Source organism: Rhizobium sp. 01N48, assembly GCF_056399145.1.
The window spans coordinates 1-1,431 of record NZ_JBFTQT010000020.1; the positions used below are offsets into that span (position 1 = coordinate 1).

The 1,431-nt window shown below is 59.7% G+C and carries 1 protein-coding gene; it reads right to left on the reverse strand.

All coding sequences use genetic code 11. From position 1 onward, the window contains the following. Positions 1–28 precede the first annotated feature (28 nt). Positions 29–1,288 carry an IS21 family transposase gene (gene istA / locus AC1DOG_RS23115; RefSeq protein ID WP_477931339.1) on the reverse strand — a complete coding sequence of 420 codons (1,260 nt, stop codon included), beginning with the start codon at positions 1,286–1,288 and terminating at the stop codon, positions 29–31. Between the last annotated feature and the right edge of the window lie 143 nt (positions 1,289–1,431).

The following is a 1,431-nucleotide window of genomic DNA, read 5'->3' on the forward strand; positions in this document are numbered from 1 at the left end:
ATGGATGGTACGGCATCGAGTGTTGCACTCATGGGCGGTTCTCCTTTGCCAAGACCTTGCCGACGGCGTCATAGAAGGCGAGAGACCGCTGCAGCACGGTGTCGCCGGCGGGTTTGACGACAAGGGCTTCGCCTCGTGTTTGTGGCCAGTGTTGCGTCGTGATTGCTCGTCGGTGATCAGGATGAATCCGGCGTTGTTTACGGCCCTCCAGGACAGGATGAGCCGCGATCAGAGTGCCGTTCTCGAAGATGCGGACCTCGTCGGCAAGCGAATGAACCTCTACCGTTCGACTGCGGGTCGCATCCGGAACGCTGTAGRTGTTGCCGCCGACGCTGACCATGCCTTCCCGCGATACGCGGCGCTCCAGCTTCAGAACGGACTTGAACGGTGCCAGGGGTAGCGGCCGCAGATACGGCCGCTCCTCGGCGAAGGCCTCGTTGACGACACGTTGGGTCGTCGCGTGCTTCCTTGGGTTGGCGACGGTGTCGAGCCAGTGCCGGAGCTGGGCGTTCATGTCGTCGAGATTGCGGAACGACCGAGCCAGGAAGAAGTCTTCTSGGATATACCGAAACGGCCGCTCAACCTTGCCTTTTGTCTTGGCTCGGTAGGCCTTGCACGCCTTAGGATGGAATCCATAATGGCGGGCCAGATCGATGAGAGCGCGGTTGTAGATGATGCCCTCCGTCTGACCTTCTCCGATAACGGCAGTCTTCATCCGGTCGTAGAGCACCTCCCGCGGCGCACCACCAATCGCCTCGAAAGCGGCGATGTGGCAACGTAGGACGGTCGGCAGGTTCTGGTGCATGACGAAGCGAGCCCAGATGAGGCGACTGTGTCCCAACACCATCGAGAACAACCAGATGATCCTTGGTGTCATTGGCTCATCGGTGAAAACGACATGGWACTGGGCAAAGTCGACTTGGGCCTGTTCGCCTGGCGGCGTCTCGAAGCGAACTTCGAAACCTGGATTTGCCGGAGGTCGCACGTCACGAAGAAAGTCTGTGACGGCGGTGTAACCGCCGGCATAACCTCGATCCCGTAGTTCTCGGAGTAACCGACTGCCAGTGAGACCGGGATAGGCCTTCACCCGCTCCCGCAGGTATGAAGCGAACGGATCGATAACCGTCGCGCGAGGCTTTCTCGGTCCATAAGCCGGAGCCTCAAGGCCTCGTTCAATGTATTTGCGCACCGTCTTGCGATCGATGCCTGTTTCTCTGGAAATAGCCGACACCGTCAGCCCCTGCTGATGCAGATCCAGGATCATGATCGTCTCCCTCAGCTTGATCACCAATGTCCCCCTTCCGACCATCGGAAGGAGTATCGGCGATGACGCGCCGCTGGTCTTCCGGGGCGCGCCCCGGAAAACCAGCGGCGCAGCACCTGGGGAAGATTCAAACGGCACTAATGGGGAGTATTGCTCCGGTACTGACA